Source organism: Psychrobacter raelei, from assembly GCF_022631235.3.
Lineage (GTDB): Bacteria > Pseudomonadota > Gammaproteobacteria > Pseudomonadales > Moraxellaceae > Psychrobacter > Psychrobacter raelei.
Genome location: NZ_CP093310.2, coordinates 1,723,155 through 1,749,650, shown reverse-complemented (window position 1 = coordinate 1,749,650; position 26,496 = coordinate 1,723,155). Strand labels below are relative to the sequence as shown.

Sequence of the window (26,496 nt, the reverse complement as noted above, 5' to 3'; positions counted from 1 at the left end):
GGAGAGGGTGATGACACAGTTCTCTGAGCATCCAAAGCGTAAATCATGGCAAGTTGTGGCGGTATTAACTGCCGCGCTCAGCTTGGGTCTACCTCATGCTTTAGAGGCTAAGCCCATCACCGTCACCGCCATAGGGCACAATAGCGAGGCACGTTATAGCAAAGCCCCGGCCATGCCCTATGCCAATCCAAGTGCACCTAAGGGAGGGACGCTATCACAAGCTGCAATAGGCACTTTTAATAGTGCCAACCCTTGGATGACCACTGGCATCGCTATGGCCGGTACCGATTATATGTATGATACTTTACTCACCGGCTCCTTAAATGAGGCGTTTGTCATGTATCCGCAGCTGGCGGACAAAATTACTTACGATCCTTATGACACCAGCTGGGTAATTTATCACATCAATCCCAAAGCTCGATTCTGGGATGGTACGCCCGTGACCTCAAAAGATGTGCAAGCCACCTTCGATGCCCTATTAACTAAGGGCTTAATGCAGGTGCGCAGTTATTTATCTGGGGTAGATAAAGTGGAAGCGCTCGATACACATCGAGTAAAGTTTTATTTTAAGTCTGCCGATAATAAAGAGATTTTATTGACAGTTGGTCAGTTTCCTATCTTTCAAAAGGCTGCTGTTGATAAGCATTTTGAGCAGTTAAGCTTAACGCCATTAATGGGTAGTGGGCCTTATAAGCTTGCTAAGGTAGAGCAAGGACGCAGTGTCACTTATCAGCGAGACCCCAATTATTGGGGACAGCAAGTGATGGCCAATAAAGGCCGCTATAACTTTGAGTTTATCAAGTACGTGTATTACGGCAGTGATGAAGTGGCGCTTGAGGGCTTTAAAGTGGGTCAATATCATTTCCGTCAAGAAAGCTCAGCCAGAAAATGGGCCACAGCCTATACCTTCCCCGCCGTCAAAGCAGGCATGATCAAAAAAGAATCTATCGCCAGTAAAAATCCAGTGATGATGCAGGCTTTAGTGATGAACCTGCGTCATAAACTATTTCAAGACATTAGGGTGCGGCAGGCGCTTACGGACGCCTTTGACTTTGAGCTGATGAATAACACTTTATTTTATAATCAGTATGAGCGTCTAGACAGCTACTTTTATGGCTCAGAACTTGCGGCCACTGGCGTACCGACTGAGCAAGAAAAAGCAGTGCTGACGCCTTTATTAGCAAAACTTGAGCCCATTCAGCGGAACGAGGTACTCAAAGAGTGGCAGTTGCCTAAGTCAGATGGCAAAGGCTATAACCGCCAAGCCTTATTAAGTGCGCGCCAAAAGCTGCTACAGGCAGGTTTTTATTATCAAGATATGAAACTTTATCAGCCGGATGGGCAGCCAGCCAAGCTTGAGATACTCATTGCTGATGATAAGATTAGCCGAGTATTGTTGCCTTATGTGCGCAATTTAAAAAAGCTGGGTATTGATGCCTCAATCCGTCAAGTGGATGCGCCACAGTATCTTGAGCGTCTGCGCCGTTTTGATTACGATATGATTATCGCCGGCTACCCACAAAGCTTGTCTCCGGGGGCAGAACAAAGTTATATGTGGGGCAGTGAGGCAGCTGATGAACAGGGCAATCAGAACTATAGTGGTATAAAAAATGAGGCCATTGATGATCTTATCTCTAAAATAATCCTAGCCGATAATAGAGAGCAGATTGTGCTCTACACTAAGGTGCTAGATAGGGTGCTTCGGGCAGGCTATTATATGGTGCCTATGTATGGCTCGACCCAAACCCGTGTCGTGTACTGGGATAAATATCGTCACCATAAACAGTTGCCTGACAATGCGGTGGGGGTTGATTATTGGTGGGTTGATAAATCCGCCGATGCGACCATTGCTAAGTACTTAAAACGCTGATGCCACGTCTTTATAACGCTAAAAAAACGCTGATAAAATCCATTTAATAATAGACCAATAGGAAGCCACATGAGCTTAATTATCACGCCAATTCCAGCCTTTACCGATAATTACATATGGGCACTGGTAAACGACACGAATAAACAAGCCATTGTGATTGATCCCGGTCAAGCTCAGCCGGTAGCGGATTATTTAGAGCAGTATGGCCTTGAGCTGACTGCAATTTGGATCACGCATCATCATCATGACCACGTGGGCGGGGTCGCTGAATTGCGTGAGCTATATCCAATGACGCATGTGGTGGCAAGCGCTGAGCATGGGGTTAAGCCGGATCAAGTCGTCAAAGAGGGCAGCTCGGTCAGCGCATGGGGTTATACCGCACAAGTGTGGGCAGTACCAGGCCATACGCAGTCGCATTTGGCGTATGTGCTGGATAAAGAGGGTCATAAGCAAGTATTTTGTGGTGATACTTTGTTTAGCGCCGGCTGTGGCCGAGTCTTCACCGGTACTATTGAGCAGCTGCATGACAGCTTTAAGCGCTTTAACAAGCTGCCTGATAACACTTTGTTTTATCCGGCGCACGAATACACGGCTGCCAACTTAAAATTTGGCCTAAGCATCGAACCTGATAACGCGGCTATGCAGCAGTGTTTGACTGAAGTTGAGAGCATGACGGCCCTAGGTCAGTCATCACTACCTGTCACATTAGCGCATGAAAAGCAGGTCAATGTGTTTTTGCGTACCCAAGAGCTATCGGTCATTGATGGTGTACAAAATCAGGTCACTTTGGCAGATACCAAGCCGCTTACGGTATTTGCTGCGCTAAGAGCACTTAAGGATGAGTTCTAAGTCGCTTATTCAGTTCATTGACTGTCATATTTGGTCAACTTGCCCCCGCAAAAACTAAGGATTGGCATTATGGGTCGTTATATATTAAAACGTATATTGCTTATTATCCCCACTTTGTTTTTGATTTTGTTGACCAACTTTGTGTTGGTTCAAGCGGCGCCAGGGGGACCGGTTGAGCAGCAAATTGCTCAAATTGAACAGTCAAAAATCCACGCTGAAGCGCCAGGGGCGGCTATGGGCGGCGCAGTTATGTCGGACAACAGCTACCGCGGCTCTCGAGGGCTGTCGCAGGAGATGGTTGAGGCAATAAAAGCTCAATATGGCTTTGATAAACCAGCGACTGAGCGCTTTTGGCTGATGCTAAAAAGCTATGCCCAGCTTGACTTTGGTGAGTCGTTTTTTAAAGGTAAGCCGGTCACAGAGCTGATCATTGAAAAGCTGCCAGTGTCGATATCTTTAGGGCTGTGGAGTACCTTGCTCATTTATCTTATCGCCATTCCTTTGGGTATCTATAAAGCCATGCACAATGGGTCAGGGCTCGATAAGCTGACCGCCCTTATGCTGGCAGTGGGGCATGCTATTCCGGTATTTGTATTCGGGGTTATTCTACTGGTGTTATTTGCAGGCGGTAGCTATTGGCAACTATTTCCTCTGCAAGGCTTGGTATCAGAGAATTTCGATCAATTAAGTGCCCTTGGCAAAATCAAAGACTATTTTTGGCATTTGGCATTACCTTTAGCGGCCAGCACAGTCGGTGGATTTGCCGGCTTAACCTACTTGACCAAGTTTAGCTTTATGGAAGAGCTCTCCAAGCAGTATGTATTAACCGCAAGGGCCAAAGGTTTAACCGGCCATCAAGTGCTCTACGGGCACGTGTTTCGTAATGCCATGCTTATTATCATTGCCGGTATTCCGGCTGCGATTGTTGGTATTTTTTTTACCGGCAACTTCCTAATAGAGATTATCTTTAAACTTGATGGTCTGGGCTTGCTTGGCTTTGAAGCCATTGTGCAGCGTGATTATCCGGTAATCTTTGGTACCTTGTTTATCTTCACTTTAGTGGGATTGGTGTTACAGCTCATCAGTGATATCAGCTACCATCTGATTGACCCTCGCATTGACTTTGAGGGACGTTAAAATGGCACATACTGCTTCAAAAAACCGGCTAAACCCTATTTGGCAAGCACGCCTTAACCGCTTCAAAAAAAATAGACTCGGCGTCTTGGCGCTGGCCCTGTTTTGCATACTGTTTGCTGTGTGTATGGGGGCAAATGTCGTGGCCAATGATAAACCTTTGCTGGTCAAATACGGCGGCGAGTTGTATGTGCCTATTGTTAAAGCTTATCCTGAAACTACTTTTGGCGGAGTATTTGAAACCGAGGCAGATTATAAAGATCCTGCGGTTAAGCACATGATTGAGCAAAACGGTTTTATGATTATGCCGCCTATTGAATTTGCCGATCAGACGCCAAGCGTGGAGATTGCCATGCCGTATCCGGCACCGCCCAATACCAGTAATTGGCTTGGCACTGATGACACCGGCCGAGATGTATTGGCGCGTATCTTGTACGGCATGCGCATTTCGTTATTATTTGGGTTAGCATTAACCTTGGCCGGATCTGTGATCGGTATCGTGGTGGGCGCCATCCAAGGCTATTTTGGAGGCTGGCCAGATTTGATAGGTCAGCGCTTTATGGAAGTATGGGCAGGCTTGCCGCAGCTGTTTATGATTATTATTTTGGTAAGCTTATTTAGCCCCAGTGTCTGGGTACTGTTTGGGCTTATGCTATTGTTTGGCTGGATGAGCTTGGTGGGACTGGTACGGGCAGAGTTTTTGCGGGCGCGTAATTTTGATTATGTGCGTGCAGCGCATAATTTAGGGGTATCAGATTGGCAAATTATGCGGCGCCATATCCTGCCCAATGCACTGGCTTCAAGCTTATCGCAGTTGCCCTTTATTTTGACTGCTAATATCGTGGCCTTAACCTCACTGGATTTCTTAGGTTATGGTCTACCGCCAGGCTCACCGTCATTGGGGGAGCTGATGAACCAAGGTAAAAATAACTTAGATGCGCCTTGGCTGGCATTGTCGGCGTTTTTTAGCCTGACTGTGGTGCTGTCTTTATTGATCTTTATTGGTGAAGCATTGCGAGATGCCTTTGACCCCAGACGTTAATGGCGAGCTGATGTTAGCTATGTAGCCGTCAGCCCGCCAGTTTGAGTGACACCGATCTACGCTACTGACAACGGAAGCTAATGTTATACTCAAAATCATCACTGCGTGATAAGTTGGGTTTGCCTGTTCCGAGCACCACACCGGCAATTGAGCCGACTTGGTCAATCATGCGGCCTGTTTTTTCATCAAAAACACCGTTGTACTTTAATTCATCTTTTACGATGATGGCTTGGCGCATGCCACAGGTTTTTTTGGCGCTGGCTAAGGCATTTTCCTGCGCTTGTACTTTAGTGCTGCCCACACCTGTCGTCTCAAAGGTTGAGTCAGCGCGTTGAATGACCGGTGCTGTCGGGGTGGACTGACAGGCACTAAGGCCTATGGCAGCTGAGGCGAGTACACCTAAAGTGGTTAATTTGGTTATTTTCTTCCAAGCCAATGTTGTCATAAAAACCTCAAATATTTAGCGAAAAAACTATAAATGCTAGAAAGTGAATAGGGGATATTGATTAATTTTTAATCTATCAGCCATTTTCAATGAATTAAAGCCGCACCATTTTTTGAATGAGCAGAGCCCTGACGATAGTATAAGACATCACACTTGCCTAATTACATAGCTATGCATCAAATATGTAGAGCTTGTTGCCTGAGTATTGCAAGTGGGCGTAAAACTTGGGCTATAGATGATAACTAATAGGCTCACAAGCGGCCCATAAGCCTTAAATAAGCAGGACATTAACACAGCCTTACCCACTTTGAAGCCAATTTTTGCTAATATAGAGGCTTTGATTTTAGTAGGTTGTAGCGTGGCTGAAGCGACATTTATGCTAAAGCGCTATATTGGCTACGGCAAGGATCTACACTAATATTATGAAAAAATATCACACTTTGATAATGACAAGATAAAATTATGAAGACAAAATCACAAAAATTATTGATTGATGGCCCAGTTGGTGTGCTTGAAGTAGAAGCACTGTGGCAACATGAGAACCCAGAAGATGCTAACACTAAGGGTGTGGCGTTATTATGTCATCCCAACCCTTTATTCGGTGGTACCATGACCAATAAGGTGGTGACCACTATGTTCAACTTTGCTCGCGATGCTGGTATGCATGTGGTTCGTTTTAATTTTCGCGGTGCCGGTAAGTCCACTGGTGAGCACGATTATGCCAAAGGTGAGATTGAAGATGCCATGGCAGTACTACAGTGGATTAGCCTACAAACCCCTGCGCGCAAGCTATGGCTTGGTGGTTTTTCTTTTGGGGGCTATATTACCGCCCGCGTCGCTGAGCAGCTGATGGTCACCCCGCATATTTGGGGCCTAAGCGATATGGAGCTGGTGAAAGTGGTATTAATGGCGCCCTCTGTAGAGAATAACGACGCCTCTGATGTGCTGTTGCCGACTCAAAAGACCCTCGAGATTTACGGAGAGGCTGATAACGTCATCAAGCCACATCTGATGCAGCAGTTCGCCGATGATAAGCAAATTGCCAGCTATGTGGTAGAAGGGGCAGGTCACTTCTTCCATGGTCGACTGACTGAAATTAGATCTCTACTAGAGCAGCACGCGCTATAACTGACGATAACACGTCGCCTAATTGACAACCCTTTAACACAACTGGTTATGACACTATGAATAAAACCCCCTTACAAAGGTATGAGGCAGCCATTGCCACGGATGAGTTTAACCACGACCCTATTCAGCAAGAGGCCATGACCTATCTTGATGGGGTTTATCATCATTTATTAGAAAATTCACAAGAAAAAAAGGGGCTGTTTGGCTTTTTTAAATCACAGCCTGTGCCGCCCAAAGGCTTGTATATGTGGGGTGGGGTTGGCCGAGGTAAGACTTGGATGATGGATATGTTCTTCGAGTCCGTACCCATTGAGCGTAAAATGCGCATGCATTTTCATCACTTCATGCTACGAGTACACAAAGAGCTTAATAAGCTACAAGGCCACAGTGATCCCCTTGAAAAAGTGGCTGATATTATCCATAGTGAAGCGGTACTGATTTGTTTTGATGAGTTTTTTGTGTCAAACGTATCAGATGCTATGATACTTGGCGACTTATTCACCATGCTATTTAAGCGCGGTATCACGCTGGTGGCAACCTCAAATATTGAGCCAACGGGCCTTTATAAAGATGGTCTGCACCGTGACCGCTTTATGCCGGCCATTGCTGAGCTTGAAAAACACACCACAGTAATGAATATCGACTCAGGCATTGATTATCGTTTGCGCTTATTACAGCAAGCTGAGCTTTATAAGTACCCATTGACCAAAGAAAACAGTCACTGGCTGGCTAACCGCTTTACCTCTTTGGCCAACAATCAAAAAATATCTAAAGAGCCTATTGAGATTAATGGTCGTCAGATTAAAATCAATGCCCGTACCAAAACCGTCTTGTATTGCGACTTTAGACAGCTGTGTATGGAGCCTAGATCGGCCAATGATTTTATTGAAATTGCCAATCACTTTACCACAGTCTTGGTCGATGACGTGCCCGCCTTAAACGACGTGCTGCGTGATCCAACCCGCCGTTTTATCTACTTGGTAGATGAGTTTTATGATCGCCGTGTTAAGTTATTGATTCGAGCTGAACAAAGTATCTTAGAGTTATATCAAGGTGAGAAGCTGGCTTTTGAAATTGAAAGAACACGCTCACGCTTGCTTGAGATGCAATCTGAGGATTACTTAAAGCTTGAGCATCGCCTAGATGTTGATCCTGCAGCGCTACAAGAAGCCTAACTGTAAAATCTAGCCACAAAAAAGGCAGATAACCCATAGCGGCTATCTGCCTTTTTTGCATCGTTGAAGGCGCTTTAATGCACGATGGTATTAAAGGCCACATTGACCGCTTTGCGTGGCGGAATGTATTTGATATCCCAGCGCAAAGACTTATATTCTGACTTAGGAACCTCTACCAATTGACCATCAACCATGCGCATTAGGGGTAAATCTCGATAGTTGTAATAATCAACTGAGGCCTGAGCGCTGGGTGGATATACCTCTCCGGTAAACTCGGTATTGGTGGGGATAGGCAGGGTGACTGTGGTGTTTTGGATCGCTGTGTGTAGCGTATTGCTAAAGGTGGCTTTGTATTGAATGACAGTGCCAACTTTGGCTGTATTTACCGGAATATAATGGGCTTTACCTTGTTTATCCACCACAACCTTGCTTGCAGTCAGGCTCATTTTTAAGGGATCTCTAGGGCTTGCTTGAGCAGGAGTCATCACCAAAAAACACAAGCTGCTTGATAGCATAAACTTTATAAAGCGCTTATAAGATACATAATATGATGAATAATCTAGCGGATGAAAAGCGGCAGGGCGGGCAAAGAATGAAACTGTTCTTGAATTAACTGGGGTCAAGATGAACTCCTTTATGATACTTGCTAAATTGTTTAACTAACAAGCGTCTGTACTTGAAGCTGGTCTGCTAGGACCAAGGCTACAGACTAAAAATCAACTAATCCAATCAGCTTATAAATAACCTCTACGCTGTAAAAATGACGCTGTAGGTTATCCATAACGTGCTAGCTGGCGTGATAGTGGCACCAACTTATTCTTAGGTCACTTTTTTATATGCTCACGACATTGACTATTTTGCTTTTCAGCAAGGGATAGATACGGGTCTCAAGTACCCTTGCTATAATTTTATTACAATCATTGTATTAAAGCGAGAAATGTTAACGAATAAAGTATTTTTACTTATTTTATTTACATATATAATTTAATTGTACTGCAATTGTATTAATTTTCGTATTGTGAACATTTAGTATCTAAATACTATTGCCAAAGCCATTTCTTATAAGGGATAGGTAACAGCCATCAATAGCGTTATACTTAGGGTTGCTACAAGTGTTTACTCATAAGAACACGATAATTGCTATTATTTAACGAAGTGTAGTCAAGTGAATGAGCTATGCTTTCAAATTAAAAACCAGGGACAATAGTCATGAATTATTATAACGATGCTGACCACACCGAAACCCAAGAGTGGCTTGATGCATTTGAGTCAGTTATTAAGCACAGTGATAAAGAGCGGGCACGCTTTTTATTAAAAGCGCTATACAATATGGCGGTGCAAGAAGGCCTACCATTTAACCGCCTAGATACCGCTTATGTGAACACCATTCCGGTAGAAGATGAGCCAACTTACCCAGGTGATTTGGGTATTGAGCGCAAAATCCGCGCTTTAATTCGTTATAACGCCCTAGCGATGGTCATGCGTGCCAACCAAAACGATGATGATTTGGGTGGGCACTTAGCCACTTTTGCGTCTAGTGCGACTTTGTATGAAACTGGCTTTAACCATTTCTTCCGTGCCGCCAGCGATCACTTCGGCGGTGATATGATCTATTATCAAGGTCACTCAGCACCAGGTATCTATGCCCGCTCTTTCTTAGAAGGTCGTTTGACTGAAGAGCAGTTGGAGAACTTCCGACGTGAAGTGGGGGGTAAAGGTCTCTCAAGCTATCCACATCCATACTTAATGCCTGACTACTGGCAGTTCCCAACGGTTTCTATGGGTCTAGGCCCTATCATGTCTATTTATCATGCCCACGTGCACAACTACATGATGAACCGTGGCTTGTTAGAAAAAGAAGACCGTAAAATCTGGGCATTCTTGGGCGATGGCGAGACGGATGAGCCAGAAAGCTTAGGCGCTATCTCGCTTGCAGGTCGTGAAAAGCTAGACAACCTAATTTGGGTGGTTAACTGTAACTTACAGCGTCTAGATGGCCCAGTTCGTGGTAACGGTAAGATTATCCAAGAGCTTGAGTCTGTATTCCGTGGTGCCGGCTGGCGTGTGATTAAAGTTATCTGGGGTGGCCGCTGGGACAGCTTGTTGGATAAAGACCACACTGGCGTACTTAAAAAACGTATGGAAGAAGCGGTTGATGGTGAGTATCAGCTGTATGAAGCCCGTGATGGCGCCTTTACTCGCAAAGAGTTCTTTGGTAAGTACCCAGAGCTTGCAGAGATGGCTGATCAATTAACTGATGATGACATCCGTCATCTAAACCGTGGTGGCCATGATCCTATCAAAGTCTACGCCGCGTTTAGTGAAGCAATGAAGACCAAAGGTCAGCCTACGGTAGTCTTGGTTAAGACCGTTAAAGGATATGGTCTATCTACCCAAGCCCAAGCGGTCAACAAGGCGCACCAAATCAAAAAACTTGATAAAGAAGCCCTAAAATACTTCCGTGACCGCTTTGATCTGCCTTTTAAAGATGAAGATTTAGAGCATCTGCCGTTTTATCGTCCTGATGAAAACTCACCTGAAATGAAGTACCTAAAAGGTCGCCGTGAGTCATTAGGTGGTCATTTGCCTAACCGCCGCAGTGGTCATATTCCGTTAGATATTCCTGATTTATCTATCTTTGATAGAGTGCTAAAAGGCAGTAATGGTAAAGAGCAGTCGACCACTATGGTGTTCGTACGTCTGTTATCAGCAATGCTAAAAGACAAAAATATTCAAGATCGTGTGGTACCTATTGTGCCTGATGAGGCTCGTACCTTTGGCCTAGAGGGGATGTTCCGTCAATTAGGTATTTATTCTTCAGCCGGTCAGACTTATACCCCAGAGGACAGCGAAGCGTTAATGGGCTATAAAGAAGCCAAAGATGGCCACATGCTAGAAGAAGGTATTAACGAAGCAGGCGCTATGAGTGCTTGGATTGCTTTGGCCACCAGTTACTCGGTCAACGCCTTGCCGATGATTCCGTTATACATTTACTACTCAATGTTTGGCTTCCAGCGCGTGGGCGACTTAGCTTGGGCAGCAGGGGATTGTCAGGCACAAGGCTTCTTATTGGGCGGTACTGCAGGCCGTACTACGCTAAACGGTGAAGGTCTACAACACCAAGATGGTCACTCGCACATCCTATTTAGCACCGTACCTAACTGTGTCAGCTATGATCCATGCTACGGTTATGAGCTGGCGGTCATTATGCATGATGGTCTACGCCGCATGTATGGTGAAGGTGAGCGTGTGTACTACTACATTACCTTAATGAATGAAAACTACGATCAACCTGCGATGCCAGAGGGCGCAGAAGAAGGCATCAAACGTGGTATGTATCTGTTAGAAGATAACAGCCAGCTACATGCCAGCGCGCATGTCCAATTACTTGGCTCAGGTACTATCTTACGTGAAGTACAAAAAGCGGCACGTATCTTATATGAAGAGTTCAATGTAAGCGCTAACGTATGGAGCGTGACCAGCTTTAACGAGTTGGCCCGTGAAGGTATGGCATGTGACGATTACAACCGCTTGCATCCTATGGAAGAAGAGAAGGTGCCTTGGGTTACTGAACAATTGGCCCAGCATGAAGGTGTGGTGGTTGCCGCAACTGATTACATGCGCAACTACTCTGAGCAGATCCGTGCTTGGTTACCAGACAACCGTCCTTATGCTACATTAGGTACCGATGGTTATGGCCGCTCTGATAGCCGTGCCCAGTTACGTAACTTCTTCCACGTCAATGCTGAGCACATTGTTGTGGCTACCTTGAAGCGTTTGGCCGATGAAGGGGAAGTTGAGATGCGCTTGGTAAAAGACGCCATTACCAGCTTAGGTATTGACGCCGATCAAGCACCTGCTTGGCAGCCACAGCCACAGTTTGACCACTTCCCAGATGCTCCAGCGCCAGACAACGTAAATCCAAATCCAGTACCAGATTTGGTAGAAGAAGACGATGATGAGATTCGAGATGAAGGGCGTGCAGAGGATCAAGCCGATGCTGCTTTGTTAAATGACGATGATGTCAAAGAGTAGCAAGCCTTAGTTTCTCGTTAAGCCTCATTGGATAAAGCCAAAGCAAACTGGCTTGATATGATCAGTCATCGCTTGAGCTTATCCAATGAGCGCTCATTGTCTAATTATATAAATGCTGGAGAACAGATATGGAAATTAAAGCCCCCGATCTAGGTGTGGATAGTGCCGAAGTAAGCGAGATTATGGTCTCGGTCGGCGATGTCATTACAGAAAATGATAATATTGTCTTATTAGAGTCAGACAAAGCTGCAGTAGAAGTGCCCAGCTCAGCCAGTGGTACTGTGACTAAGATTGTGGTGTCACTTGGTGATACGGTTAGCGAAGGCTCAGTACTTATTGAGATTGAAGCAGACGCTGCACAGACAGACTCACAGCCTAAAGCTGAGCCAGAAGCTGAAGCTGAGCCTGAGCAAGCACCACAAGAAGCATCACAGCCTGAAGCTCAAACTCAAACACAAGCAGCAGATAAGCCGGCTGCTGCCACTTCTCAGACCTATCCGCTACCAGACCTGGGTGTGGATGAAGCTGAGATTGCTGAGATTATGGTCAGCGTCGGTGATAGCGTAGAAGCTGAGCAGTCTTTATTATTGGTAGAATCAGACAAAGCCTCTGTTGAAGTACCATCGCCAGTATCCGGCGTTATCGAGAAGATTTTGGTGGCCGCTGGTGATAAAGTAGCCAACGGTCAAGATTTTATTGTCATTAAGGCAGCAGGTGCGCCAGAAGCTGCTGCAAGCGCCGCGCCGGCTAAGTCAGAAAGCGAGTCGAATAAAGCGGTGCCTCAAGCACAAGATAAGCCTGAGAGCGCCAAGCAAGCCGCACCAAAACCAACAGCGCAAAATCAAAGTCAGGTACCAGCGAAGCTTAGTGAGCAGCAAGTCAATGCCAAGCTTACCGATGTCTATGCAGGACCTGCGGTGCGTAAGCTTGCGCGTCAGCTAGGCGTAGATATCACTCAAGTAGAGGGCACAGCGCTTAATGCACGCATCTTAAAAGAAGATGTGTTTGATTACGTAAAAGCCCATATGCAAACGGGCTCTGCCGCTGCATCTACTGGTGCTGTAGTCAGCTCAGGTCTGCCAAGTTTACCAGACATGAGTAAGACAGATATCTGGGGTGAGATTGAGACCCAAGACTTAAGTCGCCTGCAAAAAGTGTCTATTCCGCAGCTAAATTACAACACTTATTTGCCGCAGGTGACTCAGTTTGACTTATCTGATATTACTGAGACTGAGAAACTGCGTGGTGAGTTAAAAGGTGAATTTAAGGCGCAAGGCATTGGCCTAACAATCCTAGCTTTCATCGTCAAAGCCACCGCCTACGCATTGATGCAGCATCCTAAGTTCAACAGTCACCTAAGTGATGATAATACTCAAATTCATATTAGAAAAACGGTGAATATGGGTATTGCAGTTGCGACAGATGATGGTTTGATTGTGCCGGTCATTAAAGACGCTCAAGACAAAGGCATTAAACAGATCGCCATCGAAATTGGTGAGCTGGCTGCCAAAGCGCGTGATAAGAAGTTGGGTGCCAAAGACTTACAAGGCGCAAGCTTTACCATCTCAAGTCAAGGTAACCTAGGCGGTACTTACTTTACGCCGCTGGTCAACTGGCCACAAGTGGGCATCTTAGGGGTTTCTGAAGCGACCATGCAGCCTCGCTGGAATGAAAAAACACAAAACTTTGAGCCACGCTTAATGCTGCCGCTGTCTTTGTCGTATGATCACCGCGTTATTAATGGTGCAGATGCCGCTGTATTTACCCGCTACATTGCTAAGCTGTTGGCAGACCCAAGACGTATTTTGCTATAGTCACAGCGTATTGCTAAACAATAAGTCACAACAATTGCCTTTGATGGGTTGTCCCATCAAAGGCTTTTTTTTGACTTTGGTAAAGGGTGTTAGTATATCGACAGGCGCTCCTTTATAATATCGGCTGAAGAACGCATTTTTTGTCTTGCTTTTGACCCTCACTCACTGAAGTTTGCTATGTTTACCAATCCGCTATACCTGCAGTTTAGAGAACGAGTTTATAACATTATTGAAAATGAATCCTATCAGACGTCATTGAGCCGTTTCTTTGATCGGTTCTTAATAGTGCTGATTTTACTTAACGTCTCAGCCGTTATCGCTGAGTCAGTTGATGCGTGGTATTTTCCCAATCAAGCTTTGTTTACTGCCTTTGAAAACTTTTCTTTGGTCATTTTCAGTGTAGAGTATTTAATGCGGCTTTGGGCCATTGTCGAGCGCGATAAAGATGCTGATCCTACGCTGTCTCATTGGCGCCGCCGCTGGAACTGGATAAAGAGCCCGGGCGCAATTATTGATTTTGTGTCTATTGCGCCAGCATTTTTAAATTACTTTGTCACCGTAGATTTGCGCTTCTTACGGGTATTAAGACTGTTTAGATTGCTTAAATTGACCCGTTACTTTGCGGCTATGCGCATCTTATTGATTGTGCTACACAAAGAAAAAGAGTCGTTTAAAGCGGTTGTTTTTATTTTGCTGATTATGATTGTCACGGCAGCTAGTGGTATTTATGTCGTCGAAAACCAAGCACAGCCTGAAGTATTTGAGTCTATTCCCAAGTCTATGTGGTGGGCGGTAGTGACCTTAACGACAGTGGGTTATGGTGATGTTATTCCGGTGACCACAGTGGGTAAGTTTTTGGGGGCAGTGATTACCATCTTAGGGGTGGGTTTGGCCGCCTTGCCCGCGGGTATTTTAGCCTCAGGCTTGGCCAGTGAGCTTGAGCAGCGACGCGATCAACTGGAACAAAGATTTCGTGAGCTGTTGTTAGAAGATGAGAGCATGAACCTAATAAAAGATAGGTTTAAAATAGACCAGACCAGGCGTGAGCTGGGACTGAGTAAAGATCAGGCTGAAGAGGTGATATTACAGCTACTGCGTGAAAAAGAATACGAGCACAAAATGGCAGAGCTTGATAAAAAAAACTACTGCCCGCATTGCGGTGAGCATTTGTAATATATCAAGACTTAGTGTCTAACCAGTATCGCAGCGACCAAAGAAAGCAGGCCTAGACATCATATCTAGGCCTGCTTTTTTGAGGGTTAATTTAACCGTAAATACGCGCTAACTCACGGCGCACTTGCTCAGTCATTTTTGGCATGGCGCACTCAGTTAGCGGTAGCTCTTGCTGGGTGTAGCGCCATTCACCCAGCTCTCGGCTCAACACTGCCACACACAAAGCAGCACTGTCACCACTAAGTAAGGTTAGGTCAGTGGTATATATCTCATTGCCCTCATCGTCACTGATGTAGATATTGCCACGCTCCACTTGATTGAGTGGATAGCCATAATAAGAAGACAACAACAGCGCCACGTGATGCACCTCATCAGGCAGGCGAGGCAGTCTTAATTCTATAGTTTCCATATCGACATTGCGGTCAAGCTCAGCGGCTGAGCCTCTGTCCTTACCGTTTAGGCTATCACCTTGGTGACGTATGGCGCTGGAGTTATCGCGCAGCTGTTTGAACCAGACGGTATCGACCAAGTGCAGCCGCTCATCGAACAATAGACAAGACAAATCCAAATCTAAGGTTTGTTTATTGCCCTTAATGCGGTTGATAACCCCTTTTTTGACCACCTGAGTGTATTTAAAGTTAAGTCCAAACAGCAAGGTTGAGCCCTTTATTGGCAGCTCACTTAGCAGGTGTGAGGGAGTGCGGCTATTGGTATCTAATGCGGCAGCTGAGCTTGAAGTACTAAAGGCCAAGTGAAACTCCTGATTGAATTAAGGCAATTAAAAAAAATTAGACCATTTAAAGGCAGTGTCATAAATAAGATTATCGCACTTTGTTGGTTTTTGCTAGCTTTTGAGTCTATCCGCTATTGAGCAGCTTCATCTTGATAAACCGCTTGAGCCAATATCTCAGGTTCAATAGCAATCAGTCGTTTGCCAAAGCCGCGCAGCCACCATACCAGCTGAGAGGTCAAGTTCACAGTGGCCGTGATGGTCTGCGTATTGCTTTGCTCATCATCGACCACTCTTTGATCTTCACTGAGGCGACTTTCAGTCAGGCTGGTGCCGGCTTTGCCATTGAAGACCAGTTTTATCTGAGTGTTTTTACCGTGATTGGGCAGCTCTCTAAATAAGTAGTGCGCAAAGCCCATACCGCCTGAGTCAAGATAGGTGGTTAGGTCAAAGTTGGCAGGAATGACGGCTTGAGTATCTTCTACCTTAACTTCAGTAAAGCGGTGTAGAGCAAAGGTGCGTATCACCTCATCAGGGTCATCGACCTTAGTGGCAAGCAGATAAATCACCACACCGCGCTGCACAATGGCAATGGGGTTGAGATGATACTCACCGGCGGTATCTTTATCACGGCGGGTATAGTGCGCGCTGATTTGACGCTCATAAAAAATGGCTTGATAAATAGAGTCTTTGGATTCGCGGCAAATCTCAGGGGCAATGAGGGGCTGAGTGGCGGGCTCAATGCGGACTCTATCTAGCCAATTGTGGGTAATCTTGCTGTCTTTAAGCTGACGGCGCGCCAAGTCAAACCAAGGGAAAAGCTCATCTAATATGGCCGGTGGTAACAGCTGGGCTAAATTGGCTTCAACCATATTGAACGCCACAGCCTGCGATAAGTTCATGTGCGGTAAGCTTTGTACAGGCGCATCTTCCTTCCAGCGCCAGCCTTGGGGGTTGGCGTTGTTTTTTTCGATAGGAAAGCGTTTGGATAACGCGTTAAGATCACGCTGTACAGTGCGTAGACTGACATCGAAATTGGCCAAGCGCAGCTGCTCATGTAAATGATGGGTGCCCCGCCAGCTCCCACGTTCTAATAGGTTCAGTAACTCCCATTGTCGGGCTGTGGTAGCGGTACTGTTATTGGCAGGCTTGGCTTCTGTCGGACCGCTTTTATCATTGGAGGTGTCCTTACTTAGGCTCATATCTTATGCTCACAAAGGTCATCATCAATTATAGATTGGTTAATAAAACACATACCACCTACCAAAAAATAGCACATTTTAGCAGCAGGTAGTAGGGCTTATACTGGTTACTGGGTTTTATTGGGCTTGGTTGGTTTTTGTTCTCTAGAATTTGACTCATCTTCCATCTCCTCAGGCGGATTGAGCTGCTCTTCCCATTTTTTTAAGTTTTTAATGATTTTGCCAAATAAGCTTGATTTGTGATAACGGCCCTTTTTATTTAAAGTATCCACCGGCATGTCGGCTAAGATGGTCAGTGCGTCACTCAAGCTTTTTACCCCATAGATATGAAATTTTTTGGCGTTTACGGCAGCAATGATATCATCACGTAGCATCAGCTGAGAGATATTGGCATGCGGTAGAATAACGCCTTGATTGCCGGTTAAACCTTGGTGCAGGCAGGCATCGAAGAAGCCGGCAACCTTGGCATTGATACCACCGACCGCTTGTACTCGGCCTAATTGGTTCATTGAGCCGGTGATGCCTAAAGCCTGAGAGATGGGGATGTCTGCCAGCGCAGACAGTAGTGCACAGGCTTCAGCCAAAGTGGCGCTGTCTCCATCAATATGAGCATAGCTTTGCTCAAAGGCCAGTGAAGCGGTGAAATTTAGTGGGTGATAAGGGCTAAATAGCGCGCGCAAATAGCTGTTCATAATCAGCATGCCCTTAGCATGAAGACTGCCGCCAAGCTCCACATCACGCTCAATGTCTAAAATATCGCCGGATGAGCCGACACTGTGTTGCACCACAGCAGTTAGCAGTGCAGGCATACCAAATTCGCTGTCGGCATAGTCAATAATGGTCAGCGCATTGATTTGTCCCACAGCCGTGCCTGAGGTATTAATGAGCTGCTGGCCATCGGTAATTTCTTGCAAATACAGCTCTTTTAGATAACTTGAGCGATAGCTGATGTCTTGTAGCGCCTGCTTGACCTGAGCGGCACCCACCAAAGCTAATTGAGCAAGTTCGGCATGACGATTGGCTTCTAGCAATACTTGAATTAAGCTATCGGTGTGTAAGCTTAGCTTGTTTTGATCCTCACATTGCAAACTTAAATACTCAAGCACGACAGCCTGCGCCTTATTGTCAAAATGCTTGAGCTGATATTTATTAACAATATCAGCCATTTTGCCACTCATGGCGTGCTCATTGTCGGCGGTGCGTCTGATTTCTTCATGAAAGTCCGCGCGCACCTTAAATAGTGCATTAAACTCAGTATCTTGCTCAGCATACTGATCATATAACTCTGAATCGCCCAACAAAATAACTTTGACATTCAAGGCTATGGGGTCGGGGATAAGCGACCACCCACCAATATGATCGCTTTGACGGTAATGGGCCAAATCTAAGCGGCCAGTTTGTAACGCAAGCTTAAGGGCCTGCCATGCCTCTGGATGATTGGCCAGATTTGCCGCCTCAATAAGCAGATAGCCCCCATTTGCTCTGTGCAGCGCGCCTGGCTGAATCAAGCGATGGCTGCTCACATCGCTGCCATGATGGCGGGCTTGATCTATATATCCAAGCAAATTCGATAACTTGGGATAAGGCTCAAATACAATCGGTGCCCCATCCGGTGTGTGCTGCACTAAAGGCTTGGTCAGCGATGGCGTCGATGCTAAGCTTGGGCTGACCATAATCGTCAGGCTGTAGCGCTCCGGTAAGCGCTGTAATGGCCCTACATAAAACCGACTGTCATGGCTTTGGGCTTGGTTGGCAATTTGACTGCAAGCGATGGCTACCGCATTTTGGATCATATCTTGCTTAACCTGAGCCACATAGCGCATAAAAGGCTCGGCAAGCGTTGTGTCATCAGCATACTGATCTAGCAGCGCATCAACGTGCTGTGTGAATAAAGAGGTTAATAGCTTATCTGCGCTTTGTTGCAGCGACGCGGCTAAGACACTACAATGAGCGCTTTGGGCGTTGTGTTGCGCTTGTTGCCACTGATCGGCAAGCGCTTGGCTAAGTGTCTGCCAAATGGTGAGTAACGCTTGCTCGACGACGCGTGCATGCCCAGCTTTTAGCGCCAAGGCACAAGGCTTAGTAGGCTCGATAAAGTTATAAGTATAAATCCAGTCTAAAGGGTCTGTATTTTTTTGACAGTTATGACCTTGGTTTATGAGATACTGAGTAATAAAGGTACGTTTACCCAGACCATTTTCACCCACCGCAAACACATGGTAGCCATTGGCGCAGATATCAAAGGCAGTCTGTAGGGCATGAACGGCCCGCGCTTGACCGAAGCCTAGCTCAAGCTTATTTGCTACTTGGGTAGATGTCGGTAGCTGTGAGGGGTCAGTGTGCTTTTTGAGTTTGTTAGCGGCCACTTTGCAGTGATGCTTAATCTGCGCGACTGTTCGCTCAGTTGGCTTAGATTTGTTGGTACGATTGCCTGATTTATCAAAGCGAGCAGCACCGGAATGACAGTTTAAGCTTGATGGGCTATTTTTTTTATCAGACATTTTTTTGGTAGTAGCTCTCGGCGACTTAGGGGTAGACATAATTGGCTCAAATCAAATAGTAAAACAAAAAGTGAAATATTGCTGAGTATCTCGTAGGATAAATTGGGGATAACATCTAAAAAAATCATGAACGTGTTATAATGCCCCGCTAGGCTGTTTGGCTTTAATTAAACCCAGGGTTTGCCTGTATTATAATACAGTATGGTACTGATAAGATGATGAACACCGCTGAATTTAAAGTGATATTTAATCAATACGATGAGCTTGATACGCTGTTATTAGAGGCGATTACTCAATTAAAAATAGACATTAGCGCTGAACAACGCCGCAAATTATTGCTATATTTAGACAAGCTATTATTTTGGAATAAAGCGTATAATTTGACCGCAATCAAGCAGCCAAAAGAGGCATTGATTAAGCATGTCATTGACTGCTTAGCCATTTTACCGCATCTAAAGCCAGGTAAGCTGTTAGATATTGGTACCGGTGCCGGCTTGCCGGGCGTTATCGTGGCCATTTGTGAGCCTGAGCGACCCATTACTGTACTTGATAGCAATCAAAAAAAGATTCGCTTCATCCGTCAGTCGATAAGCGAGCTGCAAGTGACGAATGTCACACCTGTGGCCAGCCGCATTGAGAACTTTAATCCTGATGAAGGGGATAAATTTGCTGTGGTGACCTCTCGAGCCTTTGCCAGTTTGACAGATTTTGTAGAAGCGGCGGCGCCAAGATTAGCACAAGGCGGTTGGCTACAAGCCATGAAGGGCTTGATACCTGAGCCACAAGAGCTTCAGGTGCTTCAAGATCAATGGCAAATAGATAATATCGCTTTGAGTGTGCCTTATTTGCATGAGACACGGCATTTAACTGAGTTACATAAAATTGTGATCTAAGTATTGGCACCTGTATTTATAGCGCTTGCTTGCAACATCTTAAGTAAAATTTTTAATCTATCGTTTTTATCCTAACATTTAAACCAACCTGCTTTTATTGAGGTAACACGAGTAACCCTATGGAAATTCTGGCAATTGCAAACCAAAAAGGCGGGGTGGGAAAGACCACCACAGCCGTAAACCTAGCGTCAAGCTTGGCAGGCCGCCGCAAAAAAGTATTGCTTATTGATTTAGATCCGCAAGGCAATGCCACATCAGGTACTGGTCTTGAGAAGCGGGCGCTTGAGTTGACCATTGCCGATGTGCTGCTTGATGGGGTTGAGTTAACTGAGGCGGTATACCCAAGCCCTGCCGGCTTTGATGTGGTTGGCTCAAATCGTGATCTGTCAGGTATTGATATCACTTTGATGGGCAAAAGCGACAGTCACTTACTGCTCAGTCAAGCCATGACATCGCTACGAGGCTACGATTATGTGATTATTGACTGTGCGCCAAGTTTAAACTTGCTCACCATTAATGCCATGGTAGCCACTCAAGGGGTTATCATTCCTATGCAGTGTGAGTACTATGCACTAGAGGGCTTGGCTGACTTGTCACAGACCATTGATAGACTCAAAGAGCTTAATCCGCAGCTGCATATCCGTGGCGTGTTGAGAACCTTATTTGATTCACGTAATACCTTGGCCAATGATGTATCGGCTGAGCTTGAAGCACATTTTGGCGATTTAATGTTCAAAACCATTATTCCAAGAAACGTACGTTTGGCCGAAGCGCCGGCTCATGGTATGCCAGTACTAGATTATGAAAAAAGCTCAAAAGGGGCACAGGCTTATCGCAAGCTTGCCACAGAAGTTATTAAGCAATCGCGTCAATTGCAAATAACGCCTGAGTAGTTTTTATACGCCAGTATTTGGTACAGATGGGTAAAATAAATGGGGCAAACACGGCAATAAGTGAGGATTGCCCTTGCAAGCTGCGTACAATTCATTAAAATGAACCCCCCTTAAGTGACGGGGTTTAATATCATTAATCATCTCAGATTTTTGGTTATTTGTCATAAAACGGCTTAAATGATACAGCAGCCAACAAATAACTTCATAGATCAGGTAAGCAGGTAGTAGAGGATAACCAACATGGCAAAAAAGCGTGGATTAGCTGCAAACCGAGGGTTAGATGCTCTACTCGGGTCTATTAAAAAAGAAAAAGCAATCACAGCTGCCGCCTTACGTGACGATAGACAAGTTGAGCGCGAGGCCAAAGAAGCCTTAGCTCAGACAACCCCTTCTGCTGAAAAATTAGTGGCAAGCTTAGGGGCTGATGGTGCCAAAAAAGCGGCACCAAAAAAGAAAATAGCGGGGCCAAAAGCTGCGGCGGTTAGCCCGAAATCTGAGGTGCTGCCCAGTGATGCCGAAGAAGAGATGACTTTGGTGCAGATGGCGGTGGAGCGTCTACAGGCTGGTAAATATCAGCCCAGACGTGATATGAGTGAGACAGCGCTTAGCGAGCTGGCATCTTCTATCAAACAGCATGGCGTGATGCAGCCAATCGTCATTCGCCCGCTTTTGGCCACAGAAGAGAAGGTCTCAGACAGTATCACCCATGAGATCATCGCTGGTGAGCGCCGCTGGCGGGCCGCAAAAATGGCAGGACAGCCGACCATCCCTGCTATTGAACGCGCCTTGTCTGATGAGCTGGCCATTGCGCTGGCGCTTATCGAAAATATTCAACGTGAAGACTTGTCTGTGATAGAACAGGCTGCTGCTTTACAGCGCTTTCATACCGAGTTTGGTATGAGCCATGCCATGATTGCTGACGTGGTTGGAAAGGCGAGAACCACGGTATCAAACTTGCTGCGTCTTAATCACTTGCATGAAGAGGTCAAAACGCATTTAAGCGAAGGCCACTTAGATATGGGGCATGCGCGCGCACTTTTATCACTGTCCTCTGAGCAGCAGCCGATCATCGCTGAGAGGATCATAGAGTCTTCTATGACTGTCCGTGATGCAGAAAAACTTGTAAAGTCTATTTTAAACCCTGAAAAAAGCAGTAAGCCTGCCACACTTGAAGCAGATGCAGAAGTGGAGAAGCTCAGTCAGCAGTTATCAGATTATCTGGGGGCTACCGTAAAATTAAAGCAGAAAAAAGGTGGCAAGGGCAGTATGGAGATATTCTTCCAAAGTCACGAAGAGCTTGAGTCACTGCTACAGCACTTTAAGACATAGTCCAAAAGCTTGAAGGACAGCTTTACTGTTATTATTCAAGCCAGTCAAAGGCGAGCCATATAATATAGTTAGCTTAAAGCTGTCAGCAGTTTTGCTAGCGCTTTAAATTATAATTGATAATAAGGCATATGATGACTAATCCATCGGCTAATCAGGCGTCGTCAACTTCTTCTGGCCAGAGTCACCCGCCAAAGCCTGTCTCTGGCAACCCAGAAACAAAAACCCGTACTCAAACTTATTTGCGTTTAATGCAATATATTAAGCCTTATTGGTGGGCGATTGCCTTAACCATAGTAGGCTTTGCAATCAACTCCGCCACTGAGGTGGGTATTGCTAAGTTAATTCAGTACATCACAGATGCCATTAACCACGGCAATCAGTCGCAGCGCAACTTGTTTCCCTTTTTGATTGTGTTGCTATTTTTTGTGCGGGGATTAGGCTCTTTTTTGGGCAACTATTTCTCAGCTTTAATCTCACGAAACCTCGTCTATAAACTGCGTGTTGAAGTGTTCGATAAGCTGCTGCGGCTACCAAACGCTTTCTTTTTAGCCAATCCCTCAGGCACCATCTCCTCCAAGCTTATCTTTGATGTCGAGCAGGTGACATCTGCCAGTACCGACTCGTTAAAGACCATGCTGCGTGATGGCTTAACGGTGGTCTCTTTATTGGGCTATTTGTTGTACTCCAACTGGCGATTAAGCTTAATCTTATTTGTGGTGCTACCACCGATTTTGTTATTGGTACAAAAGGCGTCTAAGCGCTATCTTAAGCTGTCAAAAGGTATTCAGCAGACCATGGGGGATGTCAGCCACATTACCAATGAGGTTATCACAGGCTATCAGGTGGTCAAAAACTATGGCGGTCAAAGCTACGAGCAAGGCCGCTTTGAAAGAGCCTCGCTAAAAAACCTGAAGCAGGGCATGAAAATTGTGGTGACCAATAGCATTAATACCCCTGCAGTACAGCTGTTAATGGCTTCTGCTTTGGCCGTTGTGATTTGGCTGGCGCTGCGTCCTGATGTCATCTCCAATACCACGGCAGGTGAGTTTATTGCCTATTTGACCGCCGCCGGTCTACTTAGTAAGCCAGTACGTAATCTGACGGATGTCAATGAAAAACTACAGCGTGGTATTGCCGCTGGTGAATCTATCTTTGCGCTTTTAGATGAGCCTGAAGAGCAGGATACAGGAGAGCATTTAGATAAGGCCAAAGGCGAGATTCGCTTTGAGCATGTCTCTATGCAGTATCCTGATGGTACCCAGGCTTTAAAAGACTTTAATCTGACAGTTAACGCTGGTGAGACAGTCGCCTTCGTCGGCAAAAGTGGCGCCGGTAAAACCACCTTGGTCAACTTATTAACACGTACTTTAGACCCCACTGAAGGCACCATCTATTTAGACGGCCTACCTCTAAATCAGATCTCACTAACGGCGCTACGGGCTCAGGTGGGTATGGTCAATCAACAAGTGGTCCTATTTAATGATACAGTGCGCCATAACATTGCTTATGGCGACTTATCGACCAAGACTGATGAGCAAGTGGTAACGGCAGCCAAAGCTGCTTTTGCGCATGACTTTATCATGGCATTGCCGCAAGGCTATGACAGTAATATTGGTGCCGAAGGCCTACAGCTATCTGGCGGTCAGCGTCAGCGTTTATCGATTGCACGCGCCTTGCTAAAAGATGCACCGGTACTGATATTAGATGAGGCCACCAGTGCTTTGGACAACGAGTCTGAGTACTATATTCAGCAGGCATTGGATAACGTGATGCAAGACAGAACCACCTTGGTTATTGCGCACCGTTTAACCACCATTGAGTCCGCTGACAAAATTGTAGTGATGGAAGGTGGGCGCATTATTGAATCAGGCACACATGAGTCTTTGATGGCCTTGTCCGGGCACTATGCGCACATGTATGATAGAGATTTTGCAGAGAGTGAGTTTAATAAAAACCACTGAGGTTATAAATACAGTGATAACCTAACATATGGATTAACATCTAAAATAGCCTAAGCAGTAAAATACACACTTCGTAAGCTACCCTGTTTAAAATGGGCCGTGTTATGAAGCGTATATCTCGTTAATACTCGCTTAGGCATCTTCTCTTTTCTACTTTTGTAGCCTTCATTATGACCACACTGCCATCAAAAAATAATGCCAACCAAACGACGCATGCAGCTAAGGCGCAAGCTGAGAGTCGCGCAGAGAACAGCGCCTCAAATCTTGAGCTTGGGCTGGTTAATGCATGGCAAAAGCAGGCTTGGTGGCTGTGGTTATTATGGCCGATCAGTGGTCTATATGGGGCAGTAACTTATCTTAGACGTAAGCTGTATCAAACAGGGGTATTGTCCTCTTATAAAGCGCCTGTCCCAGTGTTGGTGGTGGGAAACATCACAGTGGGCGGTAGTGGTAAAACGCCATTGATCATCGCACTGGTCAATTATCTAAAACAGCAAGGTATCATTGTCGCAGTGATAAGCCGTGGCTATGGTGGAGATGAGTCAGCGATGCCGCAGGTCGTCACCGTAGACAGTAAGCCTAGTGAGGTGGGCGATGAGCCCTGCTTAATTGTACGTGAGACTCAAGCAGTGGTTGCGGTATGCCCCAATCGTCAGCAGGCCATTGCCAGTATCATGCAATATCAGCCTGCCACCGAGCTTATCATCGCTGATGATGGCTTACAGCACTATAAACTGCAGCGTGATCTTGAGTGGATTGTGGTAGATTGCGCACGTGGCTTTGGTAATAAACAGCTGTTGCCCACTGGGTTTTTGCGTGAGCCGATTCGCCGACTCAGGCAAGGTACGGTGATTTATCATCAGTCGCCCACTAAGTTTAACGCCGATAGCGCGCCCTCAGCGGAGCCCAAGCTCACCATGCATTTGCAGCCGGGTAAGCTTACCCCATTATTAGCCCATCAAGCGGCTATCAATCCTGCTACTGTTAATCAAGTATATGCTGTGAGCGGGATTGGTTATCCACAGCGGTTTTTTAATACCCTAAGCGCACTAGGCTATGAGGTGATTGAAAAACCCATGCCCGACCATCATCAGTTTACTGCTCAAGATTTGGCCAGTTTGACTGAGTACCCGGTAGTTATTACTTCAAAAGATGCGGTAAAAATTGCGCCTTTGGTGGCCTCTAGCCCTGAGTTGCAGCAGTTGTCTATCTGGGTGTTACCGGTACAAGCGGTCTTATCCCAGCCTTGTTATCGCACTTTAATGAGTCAGCTGGCCTCGCTGGGTATTAACAGGTAGACTGCGGGCCTAAGTATATTCAGCTGATATGATTTTATGGATAATTAAAGCCAATAATGTGCAGTGCGGTATGTTTAGCGGTCACTGCTTGCACTAAATAATCTGCTTGCATTAAATAATAAAGAGAGCGTTTATGACCTTAGTATCTGACTTAGCCCTCCCAAAGCCAAAAGTACATATTGTAATTCCAGCCCGCTTTAAGAGCACCCGTTTGCCCGGTAAGCCGCTATTAGAGATTCATGGTAAACCTATGATTCTTTGGGTGGCACAAAAAGCCAGTCAAGCTACCTTTGCGGATGACTTGTGTATTGCCACTGATGATGAGCGCATTGCAGTAGTATGCCAGCAAGCTGGTTATGAGGTAGTGATGACCGATGCCCATCATGCCTCAGGTACCGATAGACTCAGTGAGGTGGCACAAAAAAAAGGCTGGGACGCAGAGGATATCGTGGTCAATATGCAAGGTGATGAGCCTTTGGTGCCGCCACAGCTATTAGAGCAGGTCAAAGACTTGTTAGTAAATAAACCCGATTGCGTGATGGCCACCTTATATGAGCTTATCTTAGATTACCAAGAATTCATGCGTCCTTCGGTCGTCAAAGTGGTGACTGATAACTTAAAGCATGCCCTATACTTTAGTCGTGCGCCTATCCCTTGTGATAGAGATCACGCGATGGCGATGGTGCAGCAGCCTGAGGGATTGCATCAGCCACCGCTCACAGTGCCTAAGCAGGCTTACCGTCATCTAGGTATCTATGCGTATCGTGTAAAACTACTGCAAGACTTTGTGCACTGGTCGCCGGGCATCTTGGAGAGTTTAGAGAGCTTAGAGCAACTGCGGGTGCTTGAAAATGGAGGTAAAATTGCCATCGAAGCTGCCTCGGTTCAGCTGCCGCCAGGAGTAGATCTGCAAGAGGATTTAGACCGTCTTAACGCATTGCCGATTAGCGAGCTACAGTAAGCAGAGGGTTAGATAGGTTTGAGTCTATATTTATCATATTCCACCCATTCTTTATTAGGAAAT

20 protein-coding genes are annotated in these 26,496 nt (G+C 45.8%); 15 read left to right on the top strand and 5 right to left on the bottom strand.

Annotated elements, in window-relative coordinates; translation table 11 throughout:
• Positions 1-10 precede the first annotated feature (10 nt).
• From MN210_RS07435 to MN210_RS07420, 4 genes are all read left to right on the top strand, one after another.
• Positions 11-1,870, top strand: a complete 1,860-nt coding sequence (locus MN210_RS07435) for an extracellular solute-binding protein (protein WP_193564709.1) — start codon at positions 11-13, stop codon at positions 1,868-1,870.
• A 69-nt stretch (positions 1,871-1,939) separates the two neighbouring features.
• Positions 1,940-2,719 (top strand): hydroxyacylglutathione hydrolase, encoded by a 780-nt coding sequence (gene gloB, locus MN210_RS07430; protein WP_201543528.1) that lies wholly within the window; start codon positions 1,940-1,942, stop codon positions 2,717-2,719.
• Between the two features lie 69 nt (positions 2,720-2,788).
• Positions 2,789-3,856, top strand: a complete 1,068-nt coding sequence (locus MN210_RS07425; RefSeq protein WP_110816647.1) for a microcin C ABC transporter permease YejB — start codon at positions 2,789-2,791, stop codon at positions 3,854-3,856.
• 1 nt (position 3,857) lies between these two features.
• Positions 3,858-4,895, top strand: a complete 1,038-nt coding sequence (locus MN210_RS07420; RefSeq protein WP_338411963.1) for an ABC transporter permease — start codon at positions 3,858-3,860, stop codon at positions 4,893-4,895.
• A gap of 61 nt (positions 4,896-4,956) precedes the next feature.
• On the opposite strand, the gene MN210_RS07415 is transcribed toward MN210_RS07420, so the two are convergent.
• Positions 4,957-5,340 carry a hypothetical protein gene (locus MN210_RS07415; RefSeq protein WP_110816645.1) on the bottom strand — a complete coding sequence of 128 codons (384 nt, stop codon included), beginning with the start codon at positions 5,338-5,340 and terminating at the stop codon, positions 4,957-4,959.
• Between the two features lie 462 nt (positions 5,341-5,802).
• Between MN210_RS07415 and MN210_RS07410 the strand changes: the two genes are divergently transcribed.
• Positions 5,803-6,468 carry an alpha/beta hydrolase gene (locus MN210_RS07410; RefSeq protein WP_338411962.1) on the top strand — a complete coding sequence of 222 codons (666 nt, stop codon included), beginning with the start codon at positions 5,803-5,805 and terminating at the stop codon, positions 6,466-6,468.
• A 56-nt stretch (positions 6,469-6,524) separates the two neighbouring features.
• The gene (gene zapE, locus MN210_RS07405; RefSeq protein WP_338411961.1) at positions 6,525-7,643 is read left to right on the top strand and encodes a cell division protein ZapE; all 1,119 of its coding nucleotides are present in this window, start codon (positions 6,525-6,527) and stop codon (positions 7,641-7,643) included.
• A 74-nt stretch (positions 7,644-7,717) separates the two neighbouring features.
• Here the strand turns inward: zapE and MN210_RS07400 are convergent, their stop codons facing one another.
• The gene (locus tag MN210_RS07400) at positions 7,718-8,266 is read right to left on the bottom strand and encodes a hypothetical protein (RefSeq protein WP_227675229.1); all 549 of its coding nucleotides are present in this window, start codon (positions 8,264-8,266) and stop codon (positions 7,718-7,720) included.
• Positions 8,267-8,852: 586 nt separating this feature from the next.
• Here MN210_RS07400 and aceE point away from each other — a divergent pair.
• The 3 genes from aceE to MN210_RS07385 all read left to right on the top strand — a co-directional run bounded on the left by aceE (position 8,853) and on the right by MN210_RS07385 (position 14,665).
• On the top strand, positions 8,853-11,678 hold the full coding sequence (gene aceE / locus MN210_RS07395) for a pyruvate dehydrogenase (acetyl-transferring), homodimeric type (RefSeq protein WP_011960645.1): 2,826 nt from the start codon (positions 8,853-8,855) through the stop codon (positions 11,676-11,678).
• A gap of 128 nt (positions 11,679-11,806) precedes the next feature.
• Positions 11,807-13,492 carry a 2-oxo acid dehydrogenase subunit E2 gene (locus MN210_RS07390; protein ID WP_241878066.1) on the top strand — a complete coding sequence of 562 codons (1,686 nt, stop codon included), beginning with the start codon at positions 11,807-11,809 and terminating at the stop codon, positions 13,490-13,492.
• Between the two features lie 177 nt (positions 13,493-13,669).
• Complete coding sequence (locus MN210_RS07385) at positions 13,670-14,665, top strand: ion transporter (RefSeq protein WP_011960643.1); 996 nt, start codon at positions 13,670-13,672, stop codon at positions 14,663-14,665.
• Between the two features lie 91 nt (positions 14,666-14,756).
• Here MN210_RS07385 and MN210_RS07380 read toward each other — a convergent pair whose 3' ends face one another.
• From MN210_RS07380 to MN210_RS07370, 3 genes are all read right to left on the bottom strand, one after another.
• A complete protein-coding gene (locus MN210_RS07380; RefSeq protein ID WP_338411960.1) occupies positions 14,757-15,416 on the bottom strand; it encodes a TerD family protein in 660 nt (219 codons plus the stop codon).
• A 113-nt stretch (positions 15,417-15,529) separates the two neighbouring features.
• Entirely contained in the window at positions 15,530-16,597 is a 1,068-nt protein-coding gene (locus MN210_RS07375; protein WP_338411959.1) for a helix-turn-helix transcriptional regulator, read from the bottom strand.
• 107 nt (positions 16,598-16,704) lie between these two features.
• On the bottom strand, positions 16,705-19,137 hold the full coding sequence (locus tag MN210_RS07370; RefSeq protein WP_338411958.1) for a Lon protease family protein: 2,433 nt from the start codon (positions 19,135-19,137) through the stop codon (positions 16,705-16,707).
• Positions 19,138-19,313: 176 nt separating this feature from the next.
• On the opposite strand from MN210_RS07370, the gene rsmG reads away from it, so the two are divergent.
• The 6 genes from rsmG (at position 19,314) to kdsB (ending at position 26,433) form a co-directional block, all read left to right on the top strand.
• Positions 19,314-19,991 (top strand): 16S rRNA (guanine(527)-N(7))-methyltransferase RsmG, encoded by a 678-nt coding sequence (gene rsmG / locus MN210_RS07365; protein WP_011960639.1) that lies wholly within the window; start codon positions 19,314-19,316, stop codon positions 19,989-19,991.
• A 119-nt stretch (positions 19,992-20,110) separates the two neighbouring features.
• A complete protein-coding gene (locus MN210_RS07360) occupies positions 20,111-20,884 on the top strand; it encodes a ParA family protein (RefSeq protein WP_011960638.1) in 774 nt (257 codons plus the stop codon).
• A gap of 240 nt (positions 20,885-21,124) precedes the next feature.
• Positions 21,125-22,213: a ParB/RepB/Spo0J family partition protein gene (locus MN210_RS07355; RefSeq protein ID WP_338411957.1), complete on the top strand. Its 1,089-nt coding sequence runs from the start codon at positions 21,125-21,127 to the stop codon at positions 22,211-22,213.
• 128 nt (positions 22,214-22,341) lie between these two features.
• Entirely contained in the window at positions 22,342-24,174 is a 1,833-nt protein-coding gene (gene msbA, locus MN210_RS07350) for a lipid A export permease/ATP-binding protein MsbA (RefSeq protein ID WP_413775356.1), read from the top strand.
• Positions 24,175-24,344: 170 nt separating this feature from the next.
• Positions 24,345-25,472 carry a tetraacyldisaccharide 4'-kinase gene (lpxK, locus tag MN210_RS07345; protein ID WP_241878062.1) on the top strand — a complete coding sequence of 376 codons (1,128 nt, stop codon included), beginning with the start codon at positions 24,345-24,347 and terminating at the stop codon, positions 25,470-25,472.
• Between the two features lie 133 nt (positions 25,473-25,605).
• Positions 25,606-26,433 carry a 3-deoxy-manno-octulosonate cytidylyltransferase gene (gene kdsB / locus MN210_RS07340; RefSeq protein ID WP_338411956.1) on the top strand — a complete coding sequence of 276 codons (828 nt, stop codon included), beginning with the start codon at positions 25,606-25,608 and terminating at the stop codon, positions 26,431-26,433.
• Positions 26,434-26,496 lie beyond the last annotated feature (63 nt).

Coding starts and splice junctions, on each gene's coding strand:
- MN210_RS07360 (WP_011960638.1), top strand. CDS start 20,111: ATGGAAATTCTGGCAATTGCAAACCAAAAAGGCGGGGTGGGAAAGACC.
- aceE (WP_011960645.1), top strand. CDS start 8,853: ATGAATTATTATAACGATGCTGACCACACCGAAACCCAAGAGTGGCTT.
- MN210_RS07425 (WP_110816647.1), top strand. CDS start 2,789: ATGGGTCGTTATATATTAAAACGTATATTGCTTATTATCCCCACTTTG.
- rsmG (WP_011960639.1), top strand. CDS start 19,314: ATGATGAACACCGCTGAATTTAAAGTGATATTTAATCAATACGATGAG.
- MN210_RS07415 (WP_110816645.1), bottom strand. CDS start 5,340: ATGACAACATTGGCTTGGAAGAAAATAACCAAATTAACCACTTTAGGT.
- msbA (WP_413775356.1), top strand. CDS start 22,342: ATGATGACTAATCCATCGGCTAATCAGGCGTCGTCAACTTCTTCTGGC.
- MN210_RS07410 (WP_338411962.1), top strand. CDS start 5,803: ATGAAGACAAAATCACAAAAATTATTGATTGATGGCCCAGTTGGTGTG.
- MN210_RS07435 (WP_193564709.1), top strand. CDS start 11: ATGACACAGTTCTCTGAGCATCCAAAGCGTAAATCATGGCAAGTTGTG.
- MN210_RS07355 (WP_338411957.1), top strand. CDS start 21,125: ATGGCAAAAAAGCGTGGATTAGCTGCAAACCGAGGGTTAGATGCTCTA.
- MN210_RS07370 (WP_338411958.1), bottom strand. CDS start 19,137: ATGTCTACCCCTAAGTCGCCGAGAGCTACTACCAAAAAAATGTCTGAT.
- kdsB (WP_338411956.1), top strand. CDS start 25,606: ATGACCTTAGTATCTGACTTAGCCCTCCCAAAGCCAAAAGTACATATT.
- MN210_RS07385 (WP_011960643.1), top strand. CDS start 13,670: ATGTTTACCAATCCGCTATACCTGCAGTTTAGAGAACGAGTTTATAAC.
- MN210_RS07375 (WP_338411959.1), bottom strand. CDS start 16,597: ATGAGCCTAAGTAAGGACACCTCCAATGATAAAAGCGGTCCGACAGAA.
- gloB (WP_201543528.1), top strand. CDS start 1,940: ATGAGCTTAATTATCACGCCAATTCCAGCCTTTACCGATAATTACATA.
- MN210_RS07420 (WP_338411963.1), top strand. CDS start 3,858: ATGGCACATACTGCTTCAAAAAACCGGCTAAACCCTATTTGGCAAGCA.
- lpxK (WP_241878062.1), top strand. CDS start 24,345: ATGACCACACTGCCATCAAAAAATAATGCCAACCAAACGACGCATGCA.
- MN210_RS07390 (WP_241878066.1), top strand. CDS start 11,807: ATGGAAATTAAAGCCCCCGATCTAGGTGTGGATAGTGCCGAAGTAAGC.
- zapE (WP_338411961.1), top strand. CDS start 6,525: ATGAATAAAACCCCCTTACAAAGGTATGAGGCAGCCATTGCCACGGAT.